The sequence below is a fragment of the Labrenzia sp. THAF35 genome, from assembly GCF_009363595.1.
Classification (GTDB): Bacteria; Pseudomonadota; Alphaproteobacteria; order Rhizobiales; family Stappiaceae; genus Roseibium; species Roseibium algicola.
In genome coordinates this window covers 5171808-5198657 of the sequence record NZ_CP045380.1, presented here as the reverse complement: position 1 = coordinate 5198657, position 26850 = coordinate 5171808, and the positions used below count along the sequence as shown (strand labels likewise).

The 26850-nt window shown below is 57.9% G+C and carries 24 protein-coding genes; 13 read left to right on the top strand and 11 right to left on the bottom strand.

Translation table 11 applies throughout. The features are described 5' to 3' along the window. The first annotated feature begins 230 nt into the window (after positions 1–230). The 3 genes from rpiA to gor all read left to right on the top strand — a co-directional run bounded on the left by rpiA (position 231) and on the right by gor (position 3128). Entirely contained in the window at positions 231–923 is a 693-nt protein-coding gene (gene rpiA, locus FIU93_RS23915; protein WP_023003895.1) for a ribose-5-phosphate isomerase RpiA, read from the top strand. Positions 924–978: 55 nt separating this feature from the next. Then, entirely contained in the window at positions 979–1494 is a 516-nt protein-coding gene (locus FIU93_RS23910) for a DUF2059 domain-containing protein (RefSeq protein WP_209010220.1), read from the top strand. Between the two features lie 257 nt (positions 1495–1751). After that, positions 1752–3128 carry a glutathione-disulfide reductase gene (gor, locus tag FIU93_RS23905; RefSeq protein ID WP_152507691.1) on the top strand — a complete coding sequence of 459 codons (1377 nt, stop codon included), beginning with the start codon at positions 1752–1754 and terminating at the stop codon, positions 3126–3128. A 58-nt stretch (positions 3129–3186) separates the two neighbouring features. On the opposite strand, the gene FIU93_RS23900 is transcribed toward gor, so the two are convergent. The 3 genes from FIU93_RS23900 to FIU93_RS23890 form a co-directional block, all read right to left on the bottom strand. Beyond that, positions 3187–4734 carry a diguanylate cyclase gene (locus FIU93_RS23900; RefSeq protein ID WP_208984137.1) on the bottom strand — a complete coding sequence of 516 codons (1548 nt, stop codon included), beginning with the start codon at positions 4732–4734 and terminating at the stop codon, positions 3187–3189. 196 nt (positions 4735–4930) lie between these two features. Beyond that, positions 4931–6472 (bottom strand): diguanylate cyclase, encoded by a 1542-nt coding sequence (locus tag FIU93_RS23895; protein WP_152506979.1) that lies wholly within the window; start codon positions 6470–6472, stop codon positions 4931–4933. A gap of 92 nt (positions 6473–6564) precedes the next feature. Further along, positions 6565–7758 (bottom strand): aminotransferase class V-fold PLP-dependent enzyme, encoded by a 1194-nt coding sequence (locus FIU93_RS23890; protein ID WP_152506978.1) that lies wholly within the window; start codon positions 7756–7758, stop codon positions 6565–6567. 53 nt (positions 7759–7811) lie between these two features. Between FIU93_RS23890 and FIU93_RS23885 the strand changes: the two genes are divergently transcribed. Beyond that, positions 7812–8408, top strand: a complete 597-nt coding sequence (locus FIU93_RS23885) for a gamma-glutamylcyclotransferase (protein WP_152506977.1) — start codon at positions 7812–7814, stop codon at positions 8406–8408. Between the two features lie 14 nt (positions 8409–8422). Here FIU93_RS23885 and FIU93_RS23880 read toward each other — a convergent pair whose 3' ends face one another. Continuing rightward, on the bottom strand, positions 8423–9154 hold the full coding sequence (locus tag FIU93_RS23880; protein ID WP_152506976.1) for a VIT1/CCC1 transporter family protein: 732 nt from the start codon (positions 9152–9154) through the stop codon (positions 8423–8425). Between the two features lie 278 nt (positions 9155–9432). Here FIU93_RS23880 and FIU93_RS23875 point away from each other — a divergent pair, with 278 nt between their 5' ends. From FIU93_RS23875 to gltX, 5 genes are all read left to right on the top strand, one after another. Then, positions 9433–10815 (top strand): class II 3-deoxy-7-phosphoheptulonate synthase, encoded by a 1383-nt coding sequence (locus FIU93_RS23875; RefSeq protein WP_023003903.1) that lies wholly within the window; start codon positions 9433–9435, stop codon positions 10813–10815. Positions 10816–10980: 165 nt separating this feature from the next. Continuing rightward, positions 10981–11514, top strand: coding sequence for a response regulator (locus tag FIU93_RS23870; RefSeq protein WP_082809771.1), 534 nt, complete (start codon positions 10981–10983; stop codon positions 11512–11514). A gap of 144 nt (positions 11515–11658) precedes the next feature. After that, complete coding sequence (locus FIU93_RS23865; RefSeq protein WP_152506975.1) at positions 11659–13326, top strand: NAD+ synthase; 1668 nt, start codon at positions 11659–11661, stop codon at positions 13324–13326. Positions 13327–13504: 178 nt separating this feature from the next. Further along, the gene (locus FIU93_RS23860; protein WP_075281526.1) at positions 13505–14722 is read left to right on the top strand and encodes an MFS transporter; all 1218 of its coding nucleotides are present in this window, start codon (positions 13505–13507) and stop codon (positions 14720–14722) included. Positions 14723–14774: 52 nt separating this feature from the next. Beyond that, complete coding sequence (gltX, locus tag FIU93_RS23855; RefSeq protein WP_152506974.1) at positions 14775–16136, top strand: glutamate--tRNA ligase; 1362 nt, start codon at positions 14775–14777, stop codon at positions 16134–16136. Here the strand turns inward: gltX and FIU93_RS23850 are convergent. Beyond that, positions 16099–17439 (bottom strand): DUF2865 domain-containing protein, encoded by a 1341-nt coding sequence (locus tag FIU93_RS23850; protein WP_152506973.1) that lies wholly within the window; start codon positions 17437–17439, stop codon positions 16099–16101. The genes gltX and FIU93_RS23850 overlap by 38 nt on opposite strands. A gap of 136 nt (positions 17440–17575) precedes the next feature. Beyond that, positions 17576–18076 (bottom strand): MarR family winged helix-turn-helix transcriptional regulator, encoded by a 501-nt coding sequence (locus tag FIU93_RS23845; RefSeq protein ID WP_152506972.1) that lies wholly within the window; start codon positions 18074–18076, stop codon positions 17576–17578. A gap of 370 nt (positions 18077–18446) precedes the next feature. Between FIU93_RS23845 and FIU93_RS23840 the strand changes: the two genes are divergently transcribed. Together FIU93_RS23840 and FIU93_RS23835 are read left to right on the top strand one after the other, a co-directional pair. Then, positions 18447–19697, top strand: a complete 1251-nt coding sequence (locus FIU93_RS23840) for an MBL fold metallo-hydrolase (RefSeq protein ID WP_209010219.1) — start codon at positions 18447–18449, stop codon at positions 19695–19697. 136 nt (positions 19698–19833) lie between these two features. After that, entirely contained in the window at positions 19834–20349 is a 516-nt protein-coding gene (locus FIU93_RS23835) for a CreA family protein (protein WP_152506971.1), read from the top strand. A gap of 27 nt (positions 20350–20376) precedes the next feature. On the opposite strand, the gene FIU93_RS23830 is transcribed toward FIU93_RS23835, so the two are convergent. After that, positions 20377–21021 (bottom strand): glutathione S-transferase family protein, encoded by a 645-nt coding sequence (locus FIU93_RS23830; RefSeq protein ID WP_152506970.1) that lies wholly within the window; start codon positions 21019–21021, stop codon positions 20377–20379. Between the two features lie 2 nt (positions 21022–21023). Then, positions 21024–21308 (bottom strand): DUF4242 domain-containing protein, encoded by a 285-nt coding sequence (locus tag FIU93_RS23825; protein ID WP_023003914.1) that lies wholly within the window; start codon positions 21306–21308, stop codon positions 21024–21026. 71 nt (positions 21309–21379) lie between these two features. Between FIU93_RS23825 and FIU93_RS23820 the strand changes: the two genes are divergently transcribed. Next, the gene (locus tag FIU93_RS23820; protein WP_152506969.1) at positions 21380–22405 is read left to right on the top strand and encodes a LysR substrate-binding domain-containing protein; all 1026 of its coding nucleotides are present in this window, start codon (positions 21380–21382) and stop codon (positions 22403–22405) included. Positions 22406–22414: 9 nt separating this feature from the next. On the opposite strand, the gene FIU93_RS23815 is transcribed toward FIU93_RS23820, so the two are convergent. The 3 genes from FIU93_RS23815 to FIU93_RS23805 all read right to left on the bottom strand — a co-directional run bounded on the left by FIU93_RS23815 (position 22415) and on the right by FIU93_RS23805 (position 24863). Then, a complete protein-coding gene (locus tag FIU93_RS23815; RefSeq protein ID WP_152506968.1) occupies positions 22415–22756 on the bottom strand; it encodes a metalloregulator ArsR/SmtB family transcription factor in 342 nt (113 codons plus the stop codon). 171 nt (positions 22757–22927) lie between these two features. Then, positions 22928–23116 (bottom strand): hypothetical protein, encoded by a 189-nt coding sequence (locus tag FIU93_RS23810; protein ID WP_023003917.1) that lies wholly within the window; start codon positions 23114–23116, stop codon positions 22928–22930. Positions 23117–23255: 139 nt separating this feature from the next. After that, entirely contained in the window at positions 23256–24863 is a 1608-nt protein-coding gene (locus FIU93_RS23805) for a L,D-transpeptidase family protein (RefSeq protein WP_152506967.1), read from the bottom strand. Between the two features lie 439 nt (positions 24864–25302). Here FIU93_RS23805 and cysS point away from each other — a divergent pair, with 439 nt between their 5' ends. Continuing rightward, the gene (gene cysS / locus FIU93_RS23800; RefSeq protein WP_152506966.1) at positions 25303–26718 is read left to right on the top strand and encodes a cysteine--tRNA ligase; all 1416 of its coding nucleotides are present in this window, start codon (positions 25303–25305) and stop codon (positions 26716–26718) included. Positions 26719–26850: the final 132 nt, after the last annotated feature.

Here is a 26850-nt window from a genome sequence, read left to right as displayed (position 1 = left end):
GTTCATTTGATTCTGTGCTTTCCAAACCCTAGACAATTGAAAGCATTATCTATTGTTGGTCTGAAATGATGGTTAATAAACTGCGGATATGGGCGCTATGGCGGTGTTTCCCCGTTGAAGAGGGGGAATGTCACTGGACCGGCGGACGCCGGCCATGTTAAGCACCCGGCGGCCGGATGGAGATGATTGCTTGGTCTTCTCCGCCGACAGGTTGGCCCTAGGAACGGTAAATGAGCGACCAGTACAAGAAACTGGCGGCGGAGCGCGCTGCCGACGATGTCACATCCGGAATGCGTCTTGGAATTGGAACCGGTTCGACCGCGGAATTCTTCGTCCATGCACTTGCCCGTCGGGTACAGGATGGCCTGGACGTTATCGGTGTGCCGACTTCGGAGCGCACGCGGGAACTGGCGTCGAGCCTCGGCATTCGGCTGACCACGCTTGATGAATTGCCGGAACTTGATCTGACCGTCGACGGTGCCGATGAACTGGACCCCCATCTGTCGCTCATCAAGGGTGGTGGAGGAGCCTTGCTGCGCGAGAAGATCGTGGCATCAGCGTCGGCCAACATGATCGTCATTGCAGACGGCAGCAAGGAAGTTGCGACGCTTGGCCGCTTTCCCCTGCCGATCGAAGTCGTTCCCTTCGGTCTGGAAGCAACGCGGCGCGCGATCCTGAAAGTGTTTGGGGATCTTGGACTGCCGTTGAACATGGCATTGCGCGGCGGATCGGCTCAGCCTTTCGTCACGGATGGAGGTCACTTCATCCTGGATGCGCAGCTTGAAAGCATACCCGAGGTCCAGACCCTGGGCGACCGGCTGGTTGCCATTCCGGGGGTTGTCGAACACGGCCTCTTCATTGAACTTGCAACAAAAGCTTACGTGGCCGGCACAGATGGGGTAAAGACCGTCTTGCCCATCTAAGTGGTGTGGATTTGGCTTTCCAGACTAAAGATGAAAGCCGCCTAGGAGTAGAAAAATGAAGCTTATCAAATCTTTCCCGCGGGCAGCTGTATTGGGCGCAGCCATGATGGCCGCTGGTTTTGTCGCCTCGGGCGCAGCCGCACAGGATGCCGTTTCTGAAAGCCACCTTGCCGCAGCCAAGCAGGTTGCCGTTGTGACCAAGGTTCTGGAACCGTTTGACGATATTCTTCCGATCCTTGCTGAACAGACCCGGACGGCTTTCATTCAGTCCGACCCGACCCGTGCGGAAGAAATCGCCGAAGTCGTTCAGAATGTCGCGCTGACGCTAGCGCCGAAGCGGATCGAGCTCAACAATCTGGTTTACAAGGCCTGGGCAGACGCCTTCACCGAAGAAGAGCTGAACCAGCTTGCTGAATTCTACAGCACCGAACTCGGCCAGAAGCTGACCGAAAAGATCCCGACCATCACGCAGTATTCCGTTGGTGCTGCCCGTGAATGGCAGGACAAGGTTTCCACCGAAATGGTGACCATGGTTCAGGAAGAACTGGCCAAGCTGAACGCAGCTCAGTAAGGGCAGGGCTCCCGCGTCGGCCATGCCGATGGCAGGGAACACGCCTTTCACACGAATAAGTGAGGCCGGGGTCATGTCCGGCTTTCGGGCCGCGCAAGCGGCCCAATTCTTTTGGAAATGGCCCGTTTTGGCTGTCCCTGATGACCTGGCCCGACCGGGCATCCGGGCTTGTACCGCAGCTTCGGTTGCCTATCTGCGGGGCTGGCAAGGCTCTGCCGGACGGCAGCCGGCGGACTTTTGATCACGATGAGGCACTGATGACCGACTACGATTACGATCTCTTTGTTATTGGCGGCGGCTCCGGCGGCGTACGCGCTGCCAGAATTGCCGCGACACACGGCGCCCGGGTCGGTATCGCCGAGGAGTACCGTTACGGCGGTACCTGCGTCATTCGCGGCTGTGTGCCCAAGAAGCTGTTTGTCTACGCCTCGAAGTTTTCCGAAGAGTTCGAAGATGCGGAAGGCTTTGGCTGGACGGTCGGCGAACGCGCCTTCTCGTGGGACAAGCTTGTTGCGGCAAAGGATCAGGAGATCACGCGCCTCGAAGGGATCTACCGGCGCAATCTCGAGCGGACCGACGTGGAAGTCCACGACAGCCGCGCGGTGATCGAAGATGCCCATACAGTCCGCCTGCTGTCCACCGGTCAGACCTTGAGCGCGAAATACATTCTCGTGGCCGTCGGCGCGTCTCCGAACGTGGACGAAGGTCTGCCGGGTGGCGAGCATGTGATCACCTCGAACGAAGCCTTTCACCTTGCCGAACTGCCGAGCAAGATCGTGGTTGCCGGTGGTGGTTACATCGCGGTCGAGTTTGCCGGTATCTTCAACGGGCTGGGGGTCGATACGACGCTGATCTATCGCGGAGAGGAAATTCTGCGCGGCTTCGACGGTGAGCTTCGGACCGCGGTTCGCCAGGAAATGGAGAAGAAGGGCATCAAGGTGGTGCTCAACGACACGTTCTCCAGGATCGAGAAGGCGGCAGACGGCACTCTGACAGGTCACACCAAGGGTGGGCTTGCGCTGGAAACAGGTCAGATCATGTTCGCCATCGGCCGCAACCCGCATACCCGTGACCTCGGTCTTGAGAAGGCCGGTGTCGAGATGGATGCGGCGGGTGCGATCAAGGTTGGTGCGGACTCCCGCACCAATGTGGCATCCATCTATGCCGTTGGCGACGTCACCAACCGGGCCAACCTGACGCCGGTTGCGATCCGGGAAGGCCATGCCTTTGCAGACACGGTCTTCGGCAACAAGCCCTGGACGGTCGACCACAGCCTGATTGCCACTGCCGTGTTCTCGCAGCCGGAAATGGGTACGGTCGGTCTTACACAGGAAGAAGCACTGCAGCGGACGTCCAATCTGGATATCTACAAGTCCAGCTTCCGTCCGATGAAGCACACGTTGTCGGGCCGCGATGAAAAGATGCTCATGAAAATGATCGTCGATGCAGACACGCAGAAAGTGCTCGGTGTCCACATCATGGGACCGGACGCCGGCGAACTGGCTCAGATCCTCGGCATCACCTTGCAGATGGGCGCGACCAAGGCCGACTTCGACAGGACGATCGCCGTTCATCCGACAGCTGCTGAAGAACTCGTCACGATGCGTGAACCGACCGAGCGTCTGCGCGGGTAGTTCGGCGGCAATTCAGAAAGTCAGGAGCCGCTGCGGGGCAACTTGTCCCGCAGCGGTTTCATTCTGCAGGCCCTGACGCTGCCCGCCGCAGCGGCTCGTCTTCAGGGTCAGTCAACACGCCGTCTGGTCCGACTTCCAGATCGAGTGAATCGGAATAGAAGGAATACCGGCCCCGGCCGAGTTTCTTCGACTGGTATAGCGCGGCGTCCGAACGGGTGACGAGTTGTTCGGAAGTCGTTCCGTCCTCCGGGGCGATCGCAATGCCGACACTAAGACCGATCTGCGCAATATCGCCACTTGAGATCGGTACGGGCAATTCGCCGGCAGCAACAAGGGCCCGGCAAAGTGTGTTCAAGGTTTCCCGCACAACACTGCCACGATAGATCACCATGAATTCGTCGCCGCCGATACGGCAAACCAGACCGGGTTTGCCGACGGCTTTGCTCAGGCGCTCCGCCATGGTCTTGATGACGATATCGCCCGCGGCATGTCCGAAGGTGTCGTTCACCGCCTTGAACTTGTCCAGATCGCAGTGAATGACGGCAAAGGGCTTGTCCGGCAGGGTTTTGACCGAGGATTCCAGGACACGGTTGAACTGCAGGCGGTTAGCGAGCCCCGTTAACGTATCGTGCAGAGCCAGGTACCTGTTCTGGTGTTCGCTCGCCTGAAGGGATGTGGTCAGCTGGCCGATCCGCCAGGCAATGCCGAAGGCGAGGGCGCCAAGGGCAACACTCAGAACCACGATGACAGGGACGATGGTTGGCCAGATGGATTCGCCGACGGTCTGGCTGTCCCAGCGAAAGGTTCCGAGCGGGTCGTCATTCTGATCCTTGACAAGATGGCGCGGCCCTTTGCCGGGAACGCCTGCATCTTCCTCAAAACCGAAATTGGCGAAATTCAGCTGCGCGTTGAGCTGGCCGAGCAAGTAGGCGTCAACGTAATGGGCTGACAGCAGCACGGTGGGAGGCCCGTCGGGCAAAGTCTCTTCATAGTCGTCCGGAATGATCGGCATCGCGCCGAATATGGCCGGTTTGCCGTCGATATGGACAAAACCCATGACGGCATATTCCCCGGGATCTGCTCCTTGCAGGGACTTGTGACCGAAACCGCCAGGCACCCGCACGCGGTTTTGCAGGTACAGCGCCTTCAGTTTTTCATGAACAATTTCAAGCTCCGGCGTTTCGGAGACGGGACGCCGGATGATGTGAGTATAGTCGGCGAAGGATTCAGCCAGAACGTCCCCATTTCCGGAAATCAGCATTACCTTGCTGTGGCGATAGGTTGACCACAGGGTGTCAAAGCTGCTTCGAACGTAGTCGGGATCGAAATTGCGCACCAGCTTGAGCACCGACTGGTCGGACGACGCGATGCCGATCTGCTCGCGAACGATGGTGCGAAGGTGATCTGCCAGCGTGCTCTGGAACAGACGTTCCTCGTTGGCGATGGCCTGCTGCCGGGAAGCTTGAGAGGCAACGAAACCGACGAACAGCAACGAAACGGACGTAACAGCAATCAGCAATCCGGCAAGCAGAAACGCCAGCCGGGAAATATGCTGCCGGGGAATTTTCGCGGCCTGGTCGCTATATCTACGCCTAAACTCGGTCAAGTTGAGATCCCGATTGGGTCTTTGTTTGTTATTCTGAATTCTTGCCACTAAAGAGTAAAGTGATTGTATCAACGAATACCTTAACAGGACGTGGGAGTATTAAAAAACTTAGGAGTTTTCGTGAGGTGCATCCTCAAAGGACACTGCCTTTTATAGTATTTATGACAATGTAATTTGCCGCTTTCGGCGGTGCCCGCTAGCGTGACGCCGGAATTGCTTGCAGATCCATCTGTTTGCGGGCCTTGGCAGCCTCGAGACTGTGCGGGCCTGCAAACTCATAGGCATTGCGGCCCTTATCCTTCGCCCGGTAAAGCGCCATGTCGGCCATGCGGATCAGATCTTTCTCGCTCGTGCCGGACTCTGGCGCGCTGGCAATGCCGATGCTGACACCGATGTCGACCTGTTGACCTCCACCAATGTCTATCGGCTCGGCAATCGACCGGCGGATTTCCTCGGCCAGTGCTGCAAGCCTGTCCCTGTCTGTATGCTTGGTGAAGAGGACAATGAATTCGTCTCCTCCAATCCGGCTGACGACACCATCCTTGCCGACCAGCAGCCGCATTCTGTCGGCGACAGTACAGATGACCCGGTCACCGGCTTCATGCCCATATGTGTCGTTCACCGGTTTGAAGCGGTCGAGATCACAGGCAAATATCGCAAATCCACGATCCGGCAGGCCATCCAGCGAGAAAGTGAGGCAGTCGGAAAAATGATGCCGGTTCGGCAGCCCTGTCAGAGCGTCGTGTCGCGCAAAGTGGCGGTTCTTCCGTTCGCTCTCTTCAAGCGAGGCCGACAGACGGCTGATCTTCGTTGCAAGCGCAAAGGCGACGATTGCGATGATGGACGCCAACAGGATGATCAGCGGCAGGGCCATGATCCAGATTTCGCGACCCGGTTTGGAATGGTCCCATCTGAAATAGCCGAACGTGGACCCGTCTGCCGCCTGTACAAGGTAATTCGTTGGGTGTTTGCGTTCAGGTTCACCGGGGAAAAACCGGAAATCCCTGTAGCCGAGTTGTTCGTTCAGTCCGGTCAGCCAGTCCTGATCTATGTAGACGGCATTGACCAGGATTGCCGGATAGTCGCCCACCAGCCGGACATGACCTTCATCAGGTAGAACCGGGATGGCGCTTAGGAATGCGCGGGATCCGTCGATCTGGGCAAAGGCGGATTGAGACGTTTCCAGCAAGGCGGACTGAGGCATGTACCATTCGGCAAAAACGGAGTTGGAACCGTCCTGCCGCTTCCGGAAAGCCGCAGCCGTTTGTTCGGCAAGCTTCCGAACAAGATTTTCGGCCGGCAATTGCCGATTTTCAATCAGGACATCGTCCCTGATTGCCTGCGCGATCAAGGTCCCGTCCGGCATCACGACGAAAGTCCGGTCGAGGTTGAAATCTTCCCAAAGGTCGCCGATCAGTTCGTCTTCGATGAACTCGCGGTCCAAAGGGGACTGAAGGGCGTTGAAGGTATCATCCCACTGAGCCATCGTCACCTGGTCTCGCGCGACCTGGCGGTGGATGTCCTTCAAGGTGTTGGTCAGGCGCATCTGCTCGGCTTCAAGGGCGCGCCTGTCGGCTTCGCCCCAGGCCATGTGGGCAATGAAGGTGAGGGAAGCGGTCGACAGGAAAATCACGAGCGCGGCAAGGCTATAGATCCACACCGTGATCCGCCGGCCGGCTTCGGGAGCCTCCAGCCCTGGATGTGTTGCTTCAGATGTCTTTTTCTTCAAACGGAACAAGAAACCGCCATCCCCTCTTACCCGGATGCGACAGCTGTTTAGCCGAAGAACTTTAACACCGGGTGGGGGAGGCGCTTTTCTGGGGTGCTTACCTAGCGAAAACTACCGAGACACTTAACAAAGCGTTCAATTTCTTCTTCGCAATTGAACGCATGAACCGACGCCCGCACCACGGCGTCAAGACCCCGGAGCGGCAAGTCGATCCGGGCTGAGCTGGCCTGGCTGACCGAAACGTTGATGCCGGCTTGCCCGAGCCGTAGCTTGGTCTGTGCCGGGCTTTCACCGGACAGCGAGAACGTGACGATGCCGCCCTTGCGCTGGCCCTTGTCGTGAAGGGTTACCTCGGGAAGTGCAGATAGCTCAGACCGGAGCTGAGCGCCAAGCCCGCAGATCCTGTTGCCGATCCGCTCCATGCCGAAGCCGATGGCATAGCTGACGGCAACACCCAGGCCGATCTGCCCCGCGACATAGCGTTCCCAGGTTTCGAAACGACGTGCGTGGGGAACAAGTTCATAACGATCCTCGTCGATCCACTCCGTTGCCTGAAGATCGACAAACGGCGGTTCTACCTGGTCAAGCACGGCGTCGCTGACGTAGAGAAATCCGGTACCGCGCGGACCGCGCAGATATTTGCGCCCGGTGCCGGACAGGATATGGCAACCGATTTCGTCGACATTCAGCGGGATCTGCCCTGCGGACTGACACGCGTCGAGAAGATAAAGGACACCCGTTTGCCGCGCGATCTCTCCAACCTCTTCGGCAGGATTGATCAGTCCGGAAAAGGTCGGAACGTGCGTAAGGGCGATGAGCCGCGTTTTCGGACCAATCGCGGCTTTCAGGGCCTTCAGGTCGATTTGCCCGAATTCATCGTCCTCGACAATATCGATCTCGATCCCCTTGCGGCGTTTCATCTGCAGCAGGGCAACGTAGTTGGAGACGTATTCGGCACGGCCGGTGACAACCCGGTCTCCTTCGCGGAAGTCGATGCCGTAAAAAGCCATGTCCCAGGCCCGGGTGGCATTTTCGATATAGGCGATTTCCTGCGGTTTGCTGCCGATCAAAGCTGCCAGAGACGTATAAAAGGTGTCCATTGCGGTCTTGGCGGCCGCAGCGGCTTCATATCCGCCGAGGGTCGCTTCAAGATCGAGATGCTGCTTAACTGCTTCAAGAACAGGAGTTGGGGCCAGCCCCGTTCCCGCATTGTTAAAGTGAATGAGCTGACGTACACCCGGAGTATCGTCCCTCATGAGGTCGATATCCTGCTGGGTAAGAGACGGAACGATCATGACACCCTCGGAAACAATCTAAGAAAAACATACAAGCACTAGACAAGCACCAGATGACGATCACATATTTTGGTTATGGTTCCCTAGTCAATATTGACACTATTCCCGCCGGCGTTGAAGTGACGCCCGGAACCCTCAACGGTTGGGTGCGGGAATGGAAAGTGTGCGGCGAGAGCCCGGACGGCCAGGGGCGCTGCGCCCTGACTGTACGGGAAAAGGAAGGATCACGCATCATGGGGGTGATGGCGCGTGAACCCAAGACCCGCCTCGCCGAGCTGGAACTGCGCGAGAAACGATACCTGAAGGTCGAAGCTGTCGGCGGCGCATTTCGTTGCGACGCGTCCATGCGGCCGGGGCCTGACGAACTGTTTCTTTTTAGGGCTGCGCCCGAACATTGTCGCTGGGGCACGGACAAACATCCGATCCTGCAAAGTTACCTGGATTGCGTTCTCGCCGGGTTCTACCGTTTCTGGGGCGAAGCAGGGATCGACCATTTTCTGGAAACGACTGAAGGCTGGCATGTGCCAGTACTGCCTGACCGTGCAAATCCGCTCTATCCGCGCAAGATTGTGCTCGATCCGGAAGTGGCGAAGCTGATCGACAGCAAGTTGAAAGACCTCGGGGTCAACTTTCTTTCCCCAGCCACTTAGGCATTATCGTACCGTCAGCCGAGCAGCGTTTGCAGGCCGTATCCGACCGCAAAGGCGATGCCCGCGGCCAGGGTGCCGATTGCGCTTGTTTCCAGCCCGCAGGAAAACCAATGCCGCTGCGACCAGCGCGCCCTCAGGGAGCCGATGGTAAAAAAGGCGAGTATCGTGAGGATTGTCGCGGTTTCTGCACTGGCTGGCACCGGAATGACGAACGGCAGCAGTGGGATCGAGCCGAACAGAACGAAGGCGGCGAAGGTGTAAAGCGCTGCTCTCATTGGCGATCGCGCCGTGTTCGACAGACCGTATTCGGCCTGCATCATGGTTTCGATCCAGATGGATTTGTTGGAGGAAACCAACCCGACCAGGGTTTCCAGGTCTGGTCCGTCATAGCCCTTGGCGCGGAAAATCTGCCGGATTTCCTCCCGTTCGCCATCTGGCGCCACGGCGATGTGCTTTTCCTCGACCGCCTTGAGGCGCGCGTAATCCTCGATTTCGGATTTGGAACCGGTGTAGTTGGCTGCCGCCATGGAAAACCCGTCGGCAAACAGGTTGGCAGCTCCCAGGATGAGGATAATCGTCGGAGAGAGGTCCGCGCCGACAGACCCTGCAACAATGGCAAAGGTGGTGACGGCGCCGTCTATGCCGCCATAGACCCAGTCTCTCAGATAGCTTGCGTCCGGTCCTGAAGCGAGCCGGTTCGCGATGTCATCGGGCCTGTGGCTATGCTCCAGACGAGGTGTCGGCATGAGGTCATCCTGTATGATTTCACACACGATGCCCCCCTGGATCACCACCCGCAATGATCCGCCTCAAAGGCAAGGATTTCGTGTCCACGCAGAAGTGGCGAAAATGATCCTTAAAACAGGGTATATTTTGGGGGATTGCCCTGTGGCCTTGGCGGCCCATGAAGTGTATAAGGCCGCACGTTTGCCTTCAATTGGCAGGCCCAAACGAACGAAAATGTCGCGGACCGCGTGATCTAGGGTGTGAAACGAACCTGCGGGTCCAGTGAGGAGTAGGAAGTATGGCGGAGAAGTGGAGCCCGGACAGCTGGAGATCGAAGCCGATCTTGCAGGTTCCGGAATACCCGGATCAAGAGGCTTTGGCGGATGTTGAACAGCGCCTGTCGACTTATCCGCCGCTGGTTTTTGCAGGTGAGGCACGTGCGCTGAAGAGCCAGCTGGCAAATGTCGCGCAGGGCAACGGTTTTCTGCTCCAGGGCGGTGACTGTGCCGAAAGCTTTGCCGAGCATCATCCCGACCACATCCGTGATTTCTTCCGCGTCTTCCTGCAAATGGCCGTCGTGCTGACTTATGCCGCCAGCCAGCCGGTTGTGAAAGTCGGCCGGATCGCCGGTCAGTTCGCCAAGCCGCGTTCTTCCAATTTCGAGAAGAAGGGTGACGTCGAGCTGCCGAGCTACCGCGGCGACATCATCAACGACATCAATTTCACCCCGGAAAGCCGTATCCCGGATCCGGGCCGCATGGCCATGGCTTACCGCCAGTCGGCAGCCACGCTGAACCTTTTGCGCGCTTTCGCGCAGGGTGGTTTCGCAAACCTCGACCAGGTTCATCGCTGGATGCTCGGCTTCATTTCCGATAGCCCTCAGGGCCATCGCTACAAGGAACTGGCCGACCGCATTTCGGAGTCGCTGAACTTCATGAAGGCCTGCGGCATCAACGCCGATAGCGTTCCGCAGCTTCGGTCGACCGATTTCTTCACCAGCCATGAAGCTCTGCTGCTTGGCTACGAAGAAGCCCTGACGCGCGTCGATTCCACCTCGGGTGACTGGTATGCGACTTCCGGCCACATGATCTGGATCGGCGACCGGACGCGTCAGCCGGACCATGCCCATGTGGAATTCTTCCGCGGTATCAAGAACCCGATCGGCCTCAAGTGTGGCCCGTCCATGTCACCGGATGGCCTGCTGGAGTTGATCGACATCCTGAACCCGGAAAACGAACCGGGCCGCTTGACGCTGATCGCCCGCTTTGGCGCCGACAAGGTGTTCGACCACCTGCCGCAGCTCGTTCGCGCTGTCGAGCGGGAAGGCAAGACGGTGGTCTGGTCCTGCGATCCGATGCATGGCAACACCATTTCCGCTGGCGGTTACAAGACCCGTCCGTTCGACCGGATCCTGAAAGAAGTGGAAGCCTTCTTTGCGGTTCATCGTGCGGAAGGCACGCATGCCGGTGGTGTTCACATCGAAATGACCGGCCGGAACGTGACCGAGTGCACGGGTGGGGCACGCGCCCTGACCGAGGACCAGCTCGGCGACCGGTACCACACCCATTGCGACCCGCGCCTCAATGCGGATCAGGCGTTGGAACTTGCATTCCTGATCGCGGAAAACCTGAAGAAGGAACGCGACGGCCGGCAGGTCGAGCCGCTTGCGGCAAGCGCATAAAGAGGATTGCCTCTTCCGTTACGTTATCTGAAAGGGCGGCATTTGCCGCCCTTTTGCGTTTTTTCCGGAATTTTCCGGATGAACGTGCCCTGAGGTAAGCCTCGCTTAACGCTCGACGCGCATACCTTCTTTTTAGGGAAACGGGTGTAGTGGGGAGTTTGAGTTGTGCGCGATAAGTGGGATCTGACGAAGGTTTCCTGCCTGATTGCGGAAGACAATCCCCATATGCGCTCGATCCTCCGCTCCGTGCTGGCGGGCTTCGGCATCCGTTCGGCCTATGAAGCCAGCGATGGTGCGGAAGCCCTGGAAATGGTCGTTGACCGCAAGCCGGACATTGTGCTTTGCGACTGGGTGATGAGCCCTTTTGGCGGCAATGAGTTTCTCCGCATCCTTCGTGCCGACAGGGACCTTGTGGTCAGCACCACGCCGGTTCTGATCGTGACTGCCCATGCCAAGCGCGCGACAATCCTTGAAGGCATCGAGATCGGTATTCACGGGTTCGTCGCCAAACCGATCGCTCCTGCCATCTTGTATCGTCACATCGGCGAAATCCTTGAACGGCAGGAGATGCATGGGCGCTCGAAAGGTCTTCTCGGCCCCGGGCATCAGCAGCCGTTGCGCAAACTGAATGTCACGGACATCTCGTCCACGGCAGCATCGGACCCTTCAGCCGATCAAGCCGGGCTCGCCTTGCTCTGACGATGCCTTCGGGCATGGCCCATCACGACCGGGCTTTTGACAGGTGCCGGCAAATCTACTTCTGGACGTATGCAAATTCAGATTGGACGTTCGCCGATCTAACGGCTACACCAGAAAGCAATGTCACTTCCTGGTAATTTTCCGATGATTTCAGACCGTTTCAGACTGGCTGTCGCGCAGCTAAACCCGACTGTTGGCGATGTGGCCGGCAACGCAGAGCTCGTTCGCAAGGCCCGTCAGGAAGCCGCCTCTCAAGGGGCGGACCTTGTCTTGACCTCCGAACTGATGCTCGCCGGGTATTTGCCGGAAGACCTTGTTCTGAAACCGGCTTTCGTCAGGCGCTGCATGGAGGCGGCCGAAACCCTTGCCGGTGAAACCGCGGATGGCGGTCCGGGAATCGTGCTGGGGTCTCCCTGGCGTAGCGAGGAAGGCAAAGTCTATAATGCCGCCCTGCTGCTGGACCAGGGTGAGATCAAGGCCGTTCGCTACAAGTACGACCTGCCAAACTATAGCGTCTTTGACGAGAAGCGGGTTTTTGCTGCAGGCCCCTTGCCCGGACCTGTCGACTTCCGCGGTGTGCGCATCGGCTTGCCGATCTGCGAGGACATCTGGAACGACGAGGTTTGCGAGTGTCTGGAGGAAACCGGCGCGGAGCTCCTGCTGGTTCCCAATGGCTCTCCCTACTGGGAACACCGGGCGGAGCACCGTCTGCAGGTGGTTGTTTCGCGTGTGGTCCAGACCGGATTGCCGCTGATCTACTGCAACCAGCTTGGCGGGCAGGACGAGCTTGTTTTCGATGGCGGATCTTTCGCGCTTCATGCCGATCGCTCGCTGGCGTTCCAGATGCCCCAGTTTGAAGCCGCTCTTGGTATCAGTGACTGGAAGCGCGAGGGTGAGACCTGGGTTTGCGAGAACGGCACTTTTGCAAGGCTTCCGGAACTCGATGAGGCGAATTGGCGGGCCTGCGTCATGGGCCTTGGAGACTACGTCACCAAGAATGGCTTTCCAGGAGTCGTACTGGGTCTTTCCGGTGGTATCGACTCGGCCATTTGTGCGGCAATGGCGGTTGATGCGCTTGGTGCCGACAAGGTCCATGCGATCATGTTGCCCTATCGCTATACCTCGGAAGAAAGCATCACCGATGCGGCCGCCTGCGCCAACGCGCTGGGTATTCGCTATGACACTGTGCCCATTTCCGAACCGGTTGAAGGCTTCAGGTCGGCGCTGAGCGATCTGTTTGCCGGCACGAACGAAGACACGACCGAAGAAAACCTTCAATCGCGTGCGCGTGGTGTCATCCTGATGGCAGTTTCCAACAAGTTCGGGCGCATGGTCATGACCACCGGCAACAAGTCGGAAATGTCGGTCGGCTACGCCACGCTTTATGGCGACATGAACGGTGGCTACAATCCGATCAAGGATCTCTACAAGACGCAGGTCTATCACCTGGCCGCATGGCGCAATGCCAACCTGCCGGAAGGGCTGCTTGGTCCGGGTGGAGAGGTTATTCCGTCCAATATCATCACCAAGGTGCCGACTGCCGAACTGCGTGAAAACCAGACCGACCAGGATTCTCTGCCGCCTTACGATGTTCTCGACGACATCCTGGAATGTCTGGTGGAAGACGAGATGTCGGTGGGTGACATTGAAAAACGCGGTCACGACCGGGCACTGATCCACCGGATCGAACATCTTCTTTATATTGCCGAATACAAACGCCGGCAGGCGCCTCCGGGGGTGAAGATCACCGAGCGCAACTTCGGCAAGGACCGGCGATATCCCATCACCAACAGGTTCCGCGATCGCTCTTGAGGGGCAGGGCATTCATAAGTGCTTGCCTGGCTGATGTTTCGCAGAATCTGATCGTTTGAATTTGAACGGGCGTGGCAGAAAGCTGTCGCCTCATCCTTCGAGACGGCGTTACGCGCTTTCGCAGGATGGGTTGTTTTGTGGATCGTCAGTTGTTTGTTGAAAGTGGGCTTTTGCCTCGATGACCTATTTCTCCTTCCTGCGTGAAAATGCCCGCTGGCTTGCCGCCAGTTACCTTCTCGCGGTCTTTTCCGGCTTCGGGCAGACGTTTTTCATCTCGCTGTCGGCGGGGGACCTCAGGGCGGAGTTTGGTCTCAGTCACGGTGACATTGGCCTGCTTTACATGGTGGCGACCCTCGGCAGTGCCCTGACCCTGCCTTATGTCGGTCGCAGCCTTGATCACTTCCCGGTACAGAAGATCGCAGCGGTGGTGATGACAGGTCTCGCCCTGTTCTGCCTGGCGATGGCCAACACGTTTTCCGTATGGATGGTCGGACTTGCCTTTTATGGCCTCCGGCTGTGCGGGCAGGGCATGATGACCCACACGTCGGTGACCGCTGCCGGGCGATGGTTCACTGCGCAGCGGGGCCGGGCGGTGTCGATCGCCGTTCTCGGTTTTCCGACGGCAGAAGCGCTGTTTCCGCTGTGCTTCGTTGTTCTGGCCAATGCCTTCGGGTGGCGCGGTGCCTGGACGGTATCGGCCATCGTGCTGGCTGTTGTCGCCCTGCCGGTCTTGTTGACGCTCCTGGCAAAGGACCGCATCCCTTCCGCGCTCGAAACGGCCTCGGCCAAACCGGAAGGCCGCCAGTGGACACGAGGGGAAGCGCTGCGCGATGTCCGCTTCTGGCTGGTCAACTGCGGTGTCAACGCGCCGGCCTTTATCGGAACGGCAATCTTCTTCCACCAGGTCTATCTGGTGGAACTGAGAGGGTGGACGCTGGAATTGTTTGCAAGCGCCTTTCTGCTGATGGCATCCGGCGTGGTCTGTGCATCCCTGGTGATAGGCCCGTTGATCGACCGGTTTTCCGCGCGTCAGTTGCTGCCTTTCACCCTTGTTCCCCTGACGCTGGCCTGTTTCGTGCTGGCCAATTTCCACGCGCCAGCAGCTGCTTTCGTTTTCATGCTGCTTGTCGGCATCTCGAACGGTTTCAACAGCACGCTGGTGGGCGCGCTTTGGCCGGAGGTTTACGGCACGCGGCACATGGGGGCCATTCGGTCTGTCGCGTTTTCGGTGATGGTGTTTGCTTCCGCGGCTGGTCCGGGTCTCGTCGGCTGGCTGATCGACAAAGGTGTCTCGTTCGACCTGCAGGTCATGGCAATGGGCGGCTACTGCCTCGTTTTCTGCGGTGTGCTCGGGTTCGTGTCGCGCACCTACCGGTCTTCCGAACATTCTTCGTAAGGTCCGGTAGTTTGGGGTTGCCGTCCGGTTCAACCCCGGCTAACTCATCGCCATGACCGTCACTGTTCGCTTCGCGCCGTCGCCGACCGGCCATATCCACATCGGCAACATCCGTCCTGCGCTCTACAACTGGCTTTTTGCCAAGAAGATGGGCGGCAGGTTCATCCTGCGTTTCGATGACACGGACCTCGTCCGCTCGAAGCAGGAATATGCCGATTCCATCGAGACTGACCTTCACTGGCTCGGGATCGAACCGGACCTGAAGGAGCGGCAGTCGGACCGGATCGCCAACTACGATGCAGCGGCTCAGAAGCTGAAAGATGCGGGCCTGCTTTACCCGTGTTACGAAACGCCGGATGAACTGGAACGCCGCCGGTCGCGCCAGCGTGCGCTTGGCAGACCTCCGGTCTACGACCGAGCAGGCCTGAAGCAGACCGCCGAAGAGCGGGCGGCTTTCGAAGCCGAAGGCCGCAAGCCGCATTGGCGCTTTGTCCTGCCGAACCACGACGGCAACCCGTTTGAAACCAGACGTACGGATGTCGCCTGGTCGGATCTGTGCCGCGGCGACCAGACGATCGATCTGGCCTCCATGTCCGATCCGGTTCTGATCCGTGCGGACGGTTCGTATCTCTACACCTTCACTTCAATTGTCGATGACATCGACATGGATGTGACCCACATCATCCGCGGCGAAGATCACGTCTCCAACACAGGCGTCCAGATTGCCATCTTCGAGGCGATGGGGGCAAAGCCGCCGGTATTCGGTCATCACAATCTCCTGACGACGATCGATGGCGAAGGCCTTTCGAAGCGCAAGGGGGCATTGTCCATAGGTTCGCTGCGCGAGGCCGGGCTTGAGCCAATGGCGGTCGCTTCCCTGGCCGTTTTGACCGGAACCAGTCAGGCGGTCGAGCCGGTTGCATCCATGGATGCCCTGATCGAGAAATTCGACCTGACCAGCGTTTCGCGGTCCTCCGCTAAGTTCGATCCGGAAGAGCTGAAATCCCTCAACGCGCGCCTCGTACATGATCTGCCCTTTGAGGCGGTGGAGAGCCGTCTTGCCGCGATGGGCATCAGTGGGGGGGCTGATTTTTGGGATACCGTGCGTGGCAACTGCGAAACAGTTGACGACGCGCGTGCCTATTGGCAGGTCGTTACAGGTCCCGTGGAAAGCCGCATCGAGGACGAAGACCAGGAATTCGTTTCAGGTGCAAAGGCCTTGCTGCCCGAAGGCGACATCACGCTGGAGACCTGGGGAGAGTGGACGTCTGCTCTGAAGGATGAAACCGGCCGTAAGGGTCGTGGCCTGTTCATGCCATTGCGCAGGGTGCTGACCGGGATGGATCACGGTCCGGACATGAAGGCCTTGCTGCCGCTTATTGGGCGACAAAATATTCTGGACCGACTACCCTGACAGGGGCCTTTCGGTCCGGCGCTGCGCTAAAACCGTCGTCTTCTGCCTTGAACACAGGCGAAAAAGCCGCCAGTTCCTCGTCATCCGTTTCCTTGGGGGAATGGATCGACAGGACCGGGAAACCGTCCTTGAAACCGGAACTTGAAGCAACCTTGTCCTCGTCGCGCTCAAGTCGTGTCGCGGCGAGATCAAGCCGCGCCGACACGTCGAAGCCCTTTTCCATGTTCATGAGCGTGTCGGGATCTTCAAAGCGCGGAAGCTGCGTTCTGGTCAGCGGGGTTCTGGTCAGCGGAGAGGGAAGGTCTTCTTCGTGTTCGTAGGTTCCACCGCGGCTTGGCTGAAGTGTCCGCCTGGGAAGGCCGGCGCTGATGTCGGTGAAGAATACCCTGTTTCCCGATCCGGTACTGAGATCCGTCCACGCCGATTGTGCCTTCGATTGCCGGGTTGCACGGCAACTGCAGCCTTCAACGAATTCGCTCTTGTAGCGATAGGCGAAGGGCTGTTCGGAGTAGAGGTTGCCGGCCAGAGACATCATCTGGGCCTGGTCGCCACCCGGGTTGCGATAGACGTATAGCTCGGTTTCCGCAGCCGGACAGATTTCCGAACATCTTGCTTCGTCATTGGCAAACTGGCTCTTGCCCGTCGAAAAACTTACCGGGAAGAAATAGCCGTCGCAGGTTCTGACACATACGGTCCGGAATGCGCCACCGGAAGGCAGGGAATATCGTTTGGTTTCGCTGCGGGCTTGCCGGCGCACCGAAGCGATTTCCCGGTCGCCCGTCGTTACGGAGGCAAGTTCGACGCGCGGCTGCGGGTTGAAGATGCGGGCCAGGAGAGACTTCGGCTTGTCCTCGCCGCTGGCATTTTGTTGTCGTGCTTCGCGGGTCGAGGCATCGCATTTCTGTTTTGCCAGCGAGGCCCGGATCTGCCTTGCACGTTTTGCATTCTTCGACGATCCGCCACCGGACTTCGCAAGCTGACGTTCAATTGCAGAAAGGTTGGCCTTCATGCGCTTGATCTTGTCATTTAGACCACTGCATTTGGGGGATGCGTTTGATGCGCAGCCGAAGTAGTTTGCATCCCGTTCCGCGGCATTGATGGCCTTTTGCTGCTGGGATTTGGCGGTGGTCCATTTCTGGGCTGCGGGAGACTGTGCCGTCGAACGCGATTCCAGCCGCTGCAGTTCAGCCTTCAGGCTGGAGCAGGTGGCCGCGCTCACAGTATGTGCGCTCAGCACAAGCCCGGCACCAAACGCGACAGCGCGTGCCATTACCTTGGACCTGGCAGACCAGCTACGTCTCATCACCCATCCCCTACAGCGTTTTTGCCACGCCGTATCGGCCTTAAACCGACCCCGGCACTATCGCTGCTGGACCTATCAATAGCAATGAAAGCTCTCACGTTAGGTTAATGGCGGAGCGGTAGGACCACGCAGGATTTCAGTCGCTTTGCCCGGATCGGGTGGCCTCGTGCAGACGGTCGAAAATCTCGTCCAGGACCGACTTCTGTTCCTCTGTCAGGGCGTCTTCCAGCCTCTTGCTGTAGGCGAGGGCTTGAGGGACAATTTCTTCGTACATGGCATTGCCCTGGTCAGAAAGGCACAGGGTCTGTTCCCGCTGATCGTCCCGGTTTTTGTCGCGCACAATAAGGTCGCGCTTTTCCAGGGCGGCGACAGCCCGACTGACCTTGGTCTTGTGCATGGAGGTTGCCTGGCTGATATCTCGTGCGGTCATGGCCTTGTATTCGCCAAGAGTGGCAAGCACCCGCCATTCGGGAATCCCGATACCATAGGTGTCGGCATAAATTCTGGAAAAGGACCTGCTGACGGTCTCGGCCAGATGGTTGAGCCTGTAAGGCAGGAATGCGCTCAGCTTCAGGACAGGTTTGGAAGGTACCTTGCCTGGGGAAACAGTGGATTTGGACCCTTGCTGATCGGACATGGATAAGTCGACGCCTTGGAGATTCGTTAAGCCTGATTGAGCAGGCAGATGAACAATGCCGTTATCCGGCCATTTTCTGTGACTAGCAAGTATATCCGGTTGAATAACCCCGGAAAGACACCCCGGGCAGCTACGAAAAAGTAGCAGGATTGAAAGCAAGTATGGCGAAGAGCTTTGTCAGGTGCAGTCAAAATACGGCGAAAGAGCTGACCTATCTGTTGATAAAGAGAGAATAGTTAAGGAATTGGCGCGTGAAAAATTGCGAATCAGACACCGAAACTGAGACGCTTCAGTCAACAGGAAAAAGCGCGGCAAAGTTCGCGCAGGCCGAAACAGGCAGTCAGACATCTGGCAGGAAAGCGAGACCGTTATGGTAGAGATGACAAACAGGTCCGAAGCCGTTCCGGGTGAAAACGAACGGTTCGAAGAGCTTGGACGCGGCTGTTATGCCTATAGCGCGGATGGGTGTTCCAACACCGGCGTGGTCATCGGCGAAAAAGGTGTTCTGATTGTCGATGCCCAGGCAACGCCGGCCCTTGCGGAAAAGGTTCTGCAGAAGGTTCGTGAGCTCACGGACAAGCCGATCAAACAGGTTGTTCTGTCGCACTTCCATTCAGACAACACACTTGGTGCCCTGGCATTCGAGCCGGGCGAGGTCATTGCTTCCGATCTGACCAGGCGGATGATGGAAACCCGCGGCGTCGAGGAAATCCGCGTGGCCCGGGAGCGGGACGCTGCACTGTTCGCCGGACTACCCGGCAATACCGGTGTAAGCATGCCGTCCATGACCATTGCATCTTCAATGACCATCGACCTTGGCGGGCTGGACGTCCGGCTGATGCATCTGGGCCGCGCCCATACGATGGGCGATCTGGTCGTATGGGTTCCGCAAAGTGGCGTGATCTTCGCGGGAGATCTGGTTCAGAAAGCCGCTGTTCCTTATTGCGGAGATGCCCATCTGGCCGACTGGCCGCGCGCGCTCGACCGCATCACGGCGTTTCGTCCGACTGCGCTGATGCCGGGACGCGGGAAATCCGCCATCGGTACGCAAGCCGTGGCAACGGCTGTTGAAACCACCCGTGATTTTGTCGTGACCTTGCGGGACGCGGCAGCTGCATGCGTCGAGCAGAGCCTTGGCCTGAAGGATACTTTCCAGGCTGTTCGTGACGCGCTTGCTGCCCGTTTCGGCTCGAAGGCCGACTTTGAATTTCATCTGCCCATAAGCGTTGCCCGGGCCTATGACGAAGCTCTTGGCCTCGACCAGCCCCAGATATGGACACGGGAACGGATCGCCGATCTTTACGATGCCCTGGACGGAACAGCCGGCCTGAGTGAGGGGGCACCGGAGCAGGTTGCAGCAGAAATGGCTGTCGCCGATGCACCCGCAGCGGAAGTCTCGGAAGAGGCTTCGGCAAATGACGGAGAAGCACAAGCATCCGATCTCGTCTCGGACAGCGATTTTGCTGCCTCGCTTGCACTCGGTTCTGAAGAGGAGCAGCCGGAAGACAGCGAAGAGATGGAACTATCGGCCGAGGACATTGTCGAGGACGAAAAACCGTCGGATACACCGGCTCCTGAAGAAAAGGCGGCCGCAGACAAGGTTCTTGAAGACGCCCGCTAACATCGCGTCGAAAACCCGGTAAGATGAAGTTATGAGGCGCGCGCCTGATGGGCGCGCGCTTTGTTTTTCGTCTGACGCTTGATCGCGCTTTCGTGATCCCCACATGTTGGGCGGTTGAAAATCTGGAGGATTTCTAATGCGTTTTCTGGTCGCTGCCGCTCTTGGCGCATCTTTGCTGCTGCAAGGCGTGGGCGCTGCTCTTGCGGCGGATGAGCCTGATCTGATCTTCAAGAAATCAACCGTCTGGAAGTTTCTGACGCCCGACCACAAGTTGGCGACCTACGCCATAGACGATCCGATTATCGACGGTGTCTCCTGCCACTTCACGGTTCCGGAGAAAGGCGGCGTTTCCGGTTGGCTCGGCGTTGCGGAAGAAGTCTCTGACGTATCGTTGGCGTGCCGTCAGGTTGGCCCGGTCACCATCAAGGAGAACTTCGAACAGGGCGAGGAAATGTTCCGCCAGCGCCGCTCGTTCATGTTCAAGAAAATGCGGATCGTCCGTGGCTGCGATGCCAAGCGAAACGTTCTTGTCTATCTGGTCTATTCCGACAAGCTGATTGAAGGCAGCCCTAAAAACTCGACCTCAACCGTGCCGTTGATGCCCTGGGGAGATCAGCAGCCCCCGAAATGCGGTGATTTCGTCCAGGACTGAGGCCAACTGGTTTTTGTTGTTCGGGCGTCAGGCGGCCAAGGGAGCAGTGTGCATTTCCAGCACCTTTCTGTATGCCGGTCTTTCCCGAACAGCCCTGCAAAGCTCACCGACGTGTGGATTGGCCTCAAACAAGGCCTGACGGTCCGCAGACCATTCGCTCAGCATCGCCAGATAGATGTCCAATGCGCTGAAGCCACGTGCCAGGAAATAGGGGCGGCCGGCAATAGCACCGTCCATGACAGCGAAAAACTCCGCTAGATGGCTTTCCGCACGCTGCCGGACACTCTCGTTGGCCTCGGCGTTGGTGGTGAATTGTTCGGGGTGCCAGGCACGGGAAAAAATCGGGTAACCGTTCGCGGCCATGGATGTCAGCCAGAACAGAAATTCCGGCCTGTCGGGATCGTCCGGTGCGGGGACAAGGTCGGAGCCAGCATGCGCTTCGCCGAGGACAAGCATTATTGCGGAGCTTTCGCCAATGACCTTGCCATCCGGCAATCGGAGCGCAGGAATGCGCATCACGGGGTTTAGTGACCGGTACGCTTCCTGCCGATGATCGCCTGCTGTCATGTCAACATGAACAAGACAATGACTGACATCCAGTTCTTCAAGCATGACTTGTGGTGCGATGGCGCCGGACAAGCGTTCCCAGAAGAGGGTGTAGGGAGCGAGCATGTTCACGCCCCTTTACAGTTTTCAGTTGTCGGATCGATTTCGCATGCCACTTCGGTGATGTTGTTGGCTGGAAAACCGCTGCGACGGGCGTGTTCAAGGATCGTGGTTTCGTCCTTTGCCAGATAAATGCAGAAGGTCTTGTCCCCGGCAACGTAGGAATGTTGCCACTGTATGAACGGTGCCAATTCTGCCAGCGCTTCATTGGATTTCCGTGAGGCTGCTGCGAGATCCTGGGTACTCATGTTGCCGGCACCCGGAATATCTCGTTCGATGACGTACTTCTTCATCCTGGTAGTCCTTCCGTGGAAGATGGGGCGAAACTTTTTCTTCCCTCGTGACAAGGTCAGTCGGTTTGCAGATGACAGGATCGCTCCGATTTTCCGGAAGGTCAGCTCATTTTGTCTCGCTACGTGAAAAGAAAATCTTTAGTAATAGGTGTATGAAAGTATCGCATCTGAACGCATTACGAGCTTTCGAGGCCGTGCTGAGGACGGGAACGTTCCGGGCCGCGGCGGAAGAACTTGGCGTCACAACAGCAGCTGTCGGCCAGCAGATCAGGGGACTTGAGGCCTATCTGGGCAGAACCTTGTTTTTGCGCAGTTCAACGGGGGCCAAGCCGACGGATGAAGCACTACGCGTCAAGGATAGACTGACAGGCGGCTTGTCCATTCTCGATGACGTCTTGATGGAATTGAGGCGGGTGCGCACCGCCAACCAGGTTTCTGTAACGCTTCCTGAATCCTTCGCCGAAAATTGGTTTACGCCGCGTATTTCGGACTTCTATCGTCTCAATCCTGGGGTTGATCTCAGGCTCAATGCATCAAACAAGCGGATCGATCTTGCTGCCGACGGCTTCGATTTCGCAATTCGCTACAGTCCGCCACCTGAGTCGGGGCTGGATGCGATCGATCTCTTCGGCGACTATGTTGTTCCGGTTTGCACGCCGCAGTTCGCGGACCATCATGGTGTTTCGCAAGAGCTGAAAAGCCTGGCTAAGGTGCCTCTTGTGCATCTGGACAACAGGACACCTGATCCCAAATGGGCAAGCTGGCAGGACTGGTCGCTAACCTTCAGCGTCACTACGGGCAAAAAGGTCTCAGGGGTACGCTTCTCGAGGATCAGTTCGGGAATGCAAGCAGCCCTGTCCGGCCAGGGCCTTGTGCTTTGCGGTGTCACGGAAGCGTTTGACGCCTTGGTTGGCGGGCACTTGATAATGCCCTTTGGTCCCGCAAAACATGTTCAGACAGGCTATCGTTACCGGCTCTTGTCAATAAGTGGCCGTGTAATGCGGCCGCAGCAAAGGCGGTTCTGCGACTGGGCTATCGAGCAGGCTGCTGCGTTCCGGGAAAATGTCAGAGATTTGCTGGATTTGAAAGAAGCCTGACCTTGCAGGTCAGTCCGCGTCCATTGCTTCCAGCTGCATTGGGCCGGGCAGTTCGGCATCCGCGCAGAAGTTCTTGTAAAGCACGGACATGATGTCCCTAACCGGTTCGCTGGCGAGCCGGTAATAGATGGTCGTGCCTTCGCGGCGGGTCGTGACGAGACCCTGCGCGCGCAGAAGGGCGAGCTGCTGCGAGACGGTCGGCATGCGCATGCCGGTTTTTTCTGCCAGTTCGCCAACGCTGCGTTCGTTGTCGAGGACAAGACACATCAACAGCAATCGCGGCGCGGATGCCATCATCTTCAAGAATTCCGCCGCGGATTCTGCTTTATCTTCAAGTGCTTTGTAGTCCATGGGACAACCTTGCCAAACATCGGAGTAAACTGCAAGCAAAGAGGCTGGAATGTCCTGTGTGCGACCAATCTCAGACAAGATTCCCACTCTTTTCAAGTGGAAACAACTTTGAAGGTACACGCGCTTTCAGGTGATCGTTCACCGGTTCCCGCAATGCCTGCGAGCGCGCTTTTATATCCGACTGGCCACCGTGACAATGATATTCCCGTTGCCGCAGCCGGTGCCGGTGGTCAGGCACATGCCCTTTTGCTGGGCTTCCTGGCCAAACGCCTTGGTGCCGTCGGTGATTGCGATGATGGCTGCAAACGGGCCACCCAGGATGAGGGCCAGGAAGAAGATGACGAAGAGGCGGTTCAGCATGAGTAACTCCAGATGGCAATCCGTTTCGATTGACTGGAGATTAGTGGGGCCGGCTTGAACCCATGCTGAGTGCCGCATTCAGCTACCGTTCAGATATCTAAACGGAAGTAAAGTTCAATTAGAACAGTATGTTATGCCTCTAGAGGTTCTCTGTCATCGCTCTGCGTAGCGCTTCCAGCAGCACCTTGTCGCGGTCGTAGATGTCTTTTCTGAAATGTGTTGATCCGTCCTTGTTCATCCACGCGGTCAGGTAGGTGAGGTGCACGTCGATTTCGACCTTGGTTTTGACGACCGTACGCTCGCCGCTGTCGCGAATGGCTTCCCATTTACCCGGAGTGGCGTCGGAATCGACCAGAAGAACATCCGCCAGGGCAAAAGGATCCGATACACGAATGCAGCCGTGGCTGAAGGCGCGCTCCGCTCTGGTGAACAGGGATTTCGACGGGGTGTCGTGAATGTAGATGTTGAACTGGTTGGGGAACATGAATTTGATGCGACCAAGCGCATTGTCCTCACCCGGGTCCTGGCGCAGCCGGAACGGGAAATTGCCACCGGAATAGCTGTTCCAGGCAACCTGTGTCGGCGCGACCTCGTTGCCTTCCTGGAAGATCCGGATGCTCTTGTTGCTGAGCGCCGTGGGGTTCTGCTTGAGTTTCGGCAGATACTCCTTCGTCGCGATGGAGTAGGGCACGTTCCAGTACGGGTTGATTTCCACATATTCCAGCCGGTCGGAAAACACCGGCGTTGCGTGGTAGGGCTTGCCTACAACGACCCGCGCCGTGTGAATGGTCTTTCCGTCCCGCACCACCTTCAGGTTCTGGTCTGCCAGATTGACGAAGACGTAGAACTGTCCCGGATCATCCGGCATCCAGCGACGCCGCTCCATGTTGAGCTCCATCTGGATGAGCTTTTCCTGGATCGGAATGTTGAGCTGGGCAATTGTCGCCTTGCCGATGACACCGTCGGTTTCAAGGCCGTGGTACTCCTGGAACAGCTTGACGGCTTCCACCAGGGTGCCGTCATAGACATCACCGGTGTGATCTCCGGCAACGATAATGTCTTCTTCCATGAGCCGGGTTCGCAAAACCTCCAGGCGCGGATCGCTCATGCCTGGTTTCAGAACCTCACCATCCGGAACCTGGGTAAAGCCGCCGGCAGCAGCCTTCTCCCGGTATTGGGCAAGGCGCCGCTTCAGGCGGGCATAATTGTCGGTCTGGGGTGCGAGGCTTTCCAGAAAGGCCCCGAAGTCCACAGCCTGTTCGGCATTTTCAAAAAGCATTTTCGGATCAGGCCGATCCGGAAACACGTTCAGCGCCTTGTTGACCTTGTTGGGTTGAACGCGGCCGGAGGAGAGGTGAGTCGCATAGCGCAGGAACTGTACGGACAGGTCCAGATCGAACTGGGCCCATTCCTGCTCGCTCTGGGAAGTTTCCGAACGCTTTATGAAGCCGAGGGGATCGTAATTGTTGGGGTTGAGCGCATGATCGTTCGCCGCCGCCATGGCGGCAATGGTCAGATGAGCGTCTTCCGTGAGGCCATTCTCGTTGAACCAGACCGGTGCGAAAGCGCGTTCGCCATAATAGAGTGCAAGACCTTCGGGCAGGATCGTAGAAACTTGCGCCTGAATGGCCCTGGCGATCGGCGTCTGCGGTTCCTCGAAAACAGGGGGCGGAACGACCTGGGTTTCGCTGGTCGCCGGTGCCGCGGTTTGTGCCTGGACATATGGTGCCGAAAGTGGTCCGGACAAAAACGCTGCCAGCGTGAAAAGAAGACCAAGATGTCTGTTACGGCACGTGCAAAATATTCCCATCGGAAATACCCCCTCTGATTCCCAACGGGGAAAGTCTAGTGCATCTTGCGCATAATTGAACTGCGTTAAGCTTCCTTGCCATTGCAAAGCCGATCCCGTTTGTTGCCGCTACAGGAAAAGCGCGCGATCCGATAACGCTCGTGGGAGTGACGCGTTGCGGCCACAAGGCACGGAATTTGGCGTTTCAGCGGCAACTGCAGCCTTGACCGGGTTCTGTTTTCCGGTCCATAAAGCGCTCCATGATGACGGCCACACGGAACATCATTTCGATCACCATTATTTGCAGCTAGCGACACCGCTGGCTGTGGCCGTTCCCTCTTGGCAAAATTTCCTTTGAGACGGACCGCCCGGCCAGCCGGCCAGGAGACCGTTTGACATGAGCGCCGCTGAGACAGAGAAATCCGGCACTTTCAAGGGCTTGAAGCTCACCAACACATTGACGCGCCAGAAGGAGGACTTCCGGGCGATCGATGACGGGAATGTGCGTCTCTACGTCTGCGGACCGACCGTCTATGACTTTGCCCACATCGGTAACGCGCGACCGGTCATCGTCTTCGATGTGCTCTTCCGGCTTCTGCGCCATCTTTATGGTGCCGACCACGTCACCTATGCGCGCAACATCACTGACGTTGACGACAAGATCAACGCACGCGCACTTCGTGACTTTCCCGATCTGCCGCTCAATGAAGCCATTGCCCGGGTGACGCAGAAGACTGCGGACCAGTTCCATAAGGACATCAGGTCTCTGGGTGTGCTGGAGCCGAGCATCGAGCCTCGGGCGACACAGCATATTGTCGGAATGGTCGAGATGATCGCGGCGCTGATCGAAAAGGGACACGCCTATCAGGCGGGCGGTGAAGTTCTGTTCGACACCCAGTCCATGCCCGACTACGGCGGCCTGTCAAAGAGGAAGCTGGACGAGCAGCTGGCCGGGGCTCGCATTGCGGTTGATGCTCACAAGAAGAACCCCGGAGATTTCGTGCTCTGGAAACTTTCTTCTGAAGAAGAGCCCGGCTGGGACAGCCCGTGGGGCAGGGGGCGTCCGGGCTGGCACATCGAGTGCTCTGTCATGAGTGCGCACCATCTGGGTGAAGTGTTCGACATACACGGCGGCGGACTGGACCTTATCTTCCCGCACCACGAAAACGAAATCGCCCAGTCCCGCTGCGCTCATGGCACCAAGGTCATGGCCAACTACTGGATGCACAACGGCTTCCTGCAGGTGGAAGGCCGGAAGATGTCCAAGTCCGAGGGCAACTTCTTCACCATTCAGGAGCTCCTGGAAACGGACAGTTTCGGCGGTCGCATGTGGCCGGGCGAAGTGCTGCGCCTTGCCATGTTGATGACCAACTATCGAGAGCCGATCGATTTCTCCAAACGCAAGCTTGAAGAAGCTGAAAACCTTCTCGCCCGTTGGCCGGATCCGGTCGAAACGGATGCAGCCCCTGCTGCCGAGGTGCTTGATGCCCTTTTGGACGACCTGAACACCGCAGGCGCCATTCAGGCGCTCCACGCGCTCGCCGTCGAGGCTTCCAAGGACCCTGGCAAGCTGGATGTTTACTCGGCATCTGCCGCGCTCCTCGGCGTTCATCCGGTCAAGGCGGATTTGTCTGGCGTTGATGAGGCCGGCATTCAGGCAGCCATCGAAAAACGCCTGGAGGCCCTCAATGCCAAGAACTGGTCGGAAGCCGACGCGATCCGCGATGAACTGACGTCTCAGGGAATTCTTCTAAAGGATTCAAAAGACTCAGAAACCGGTGCCCGCGTTACTACCTGGGAAGTCAAGCGGTGAGACGGTACCAGGCGGAAAGACGGGATACCCCCCTCTGTCCCCTATGGGGACATCTCCCCCGCAAGGGGGGAGAGGGGCGTATGCCGCGCTGCCATGCATTTTTGAACCGGCTATGGCGCAAGACCGGAGTTC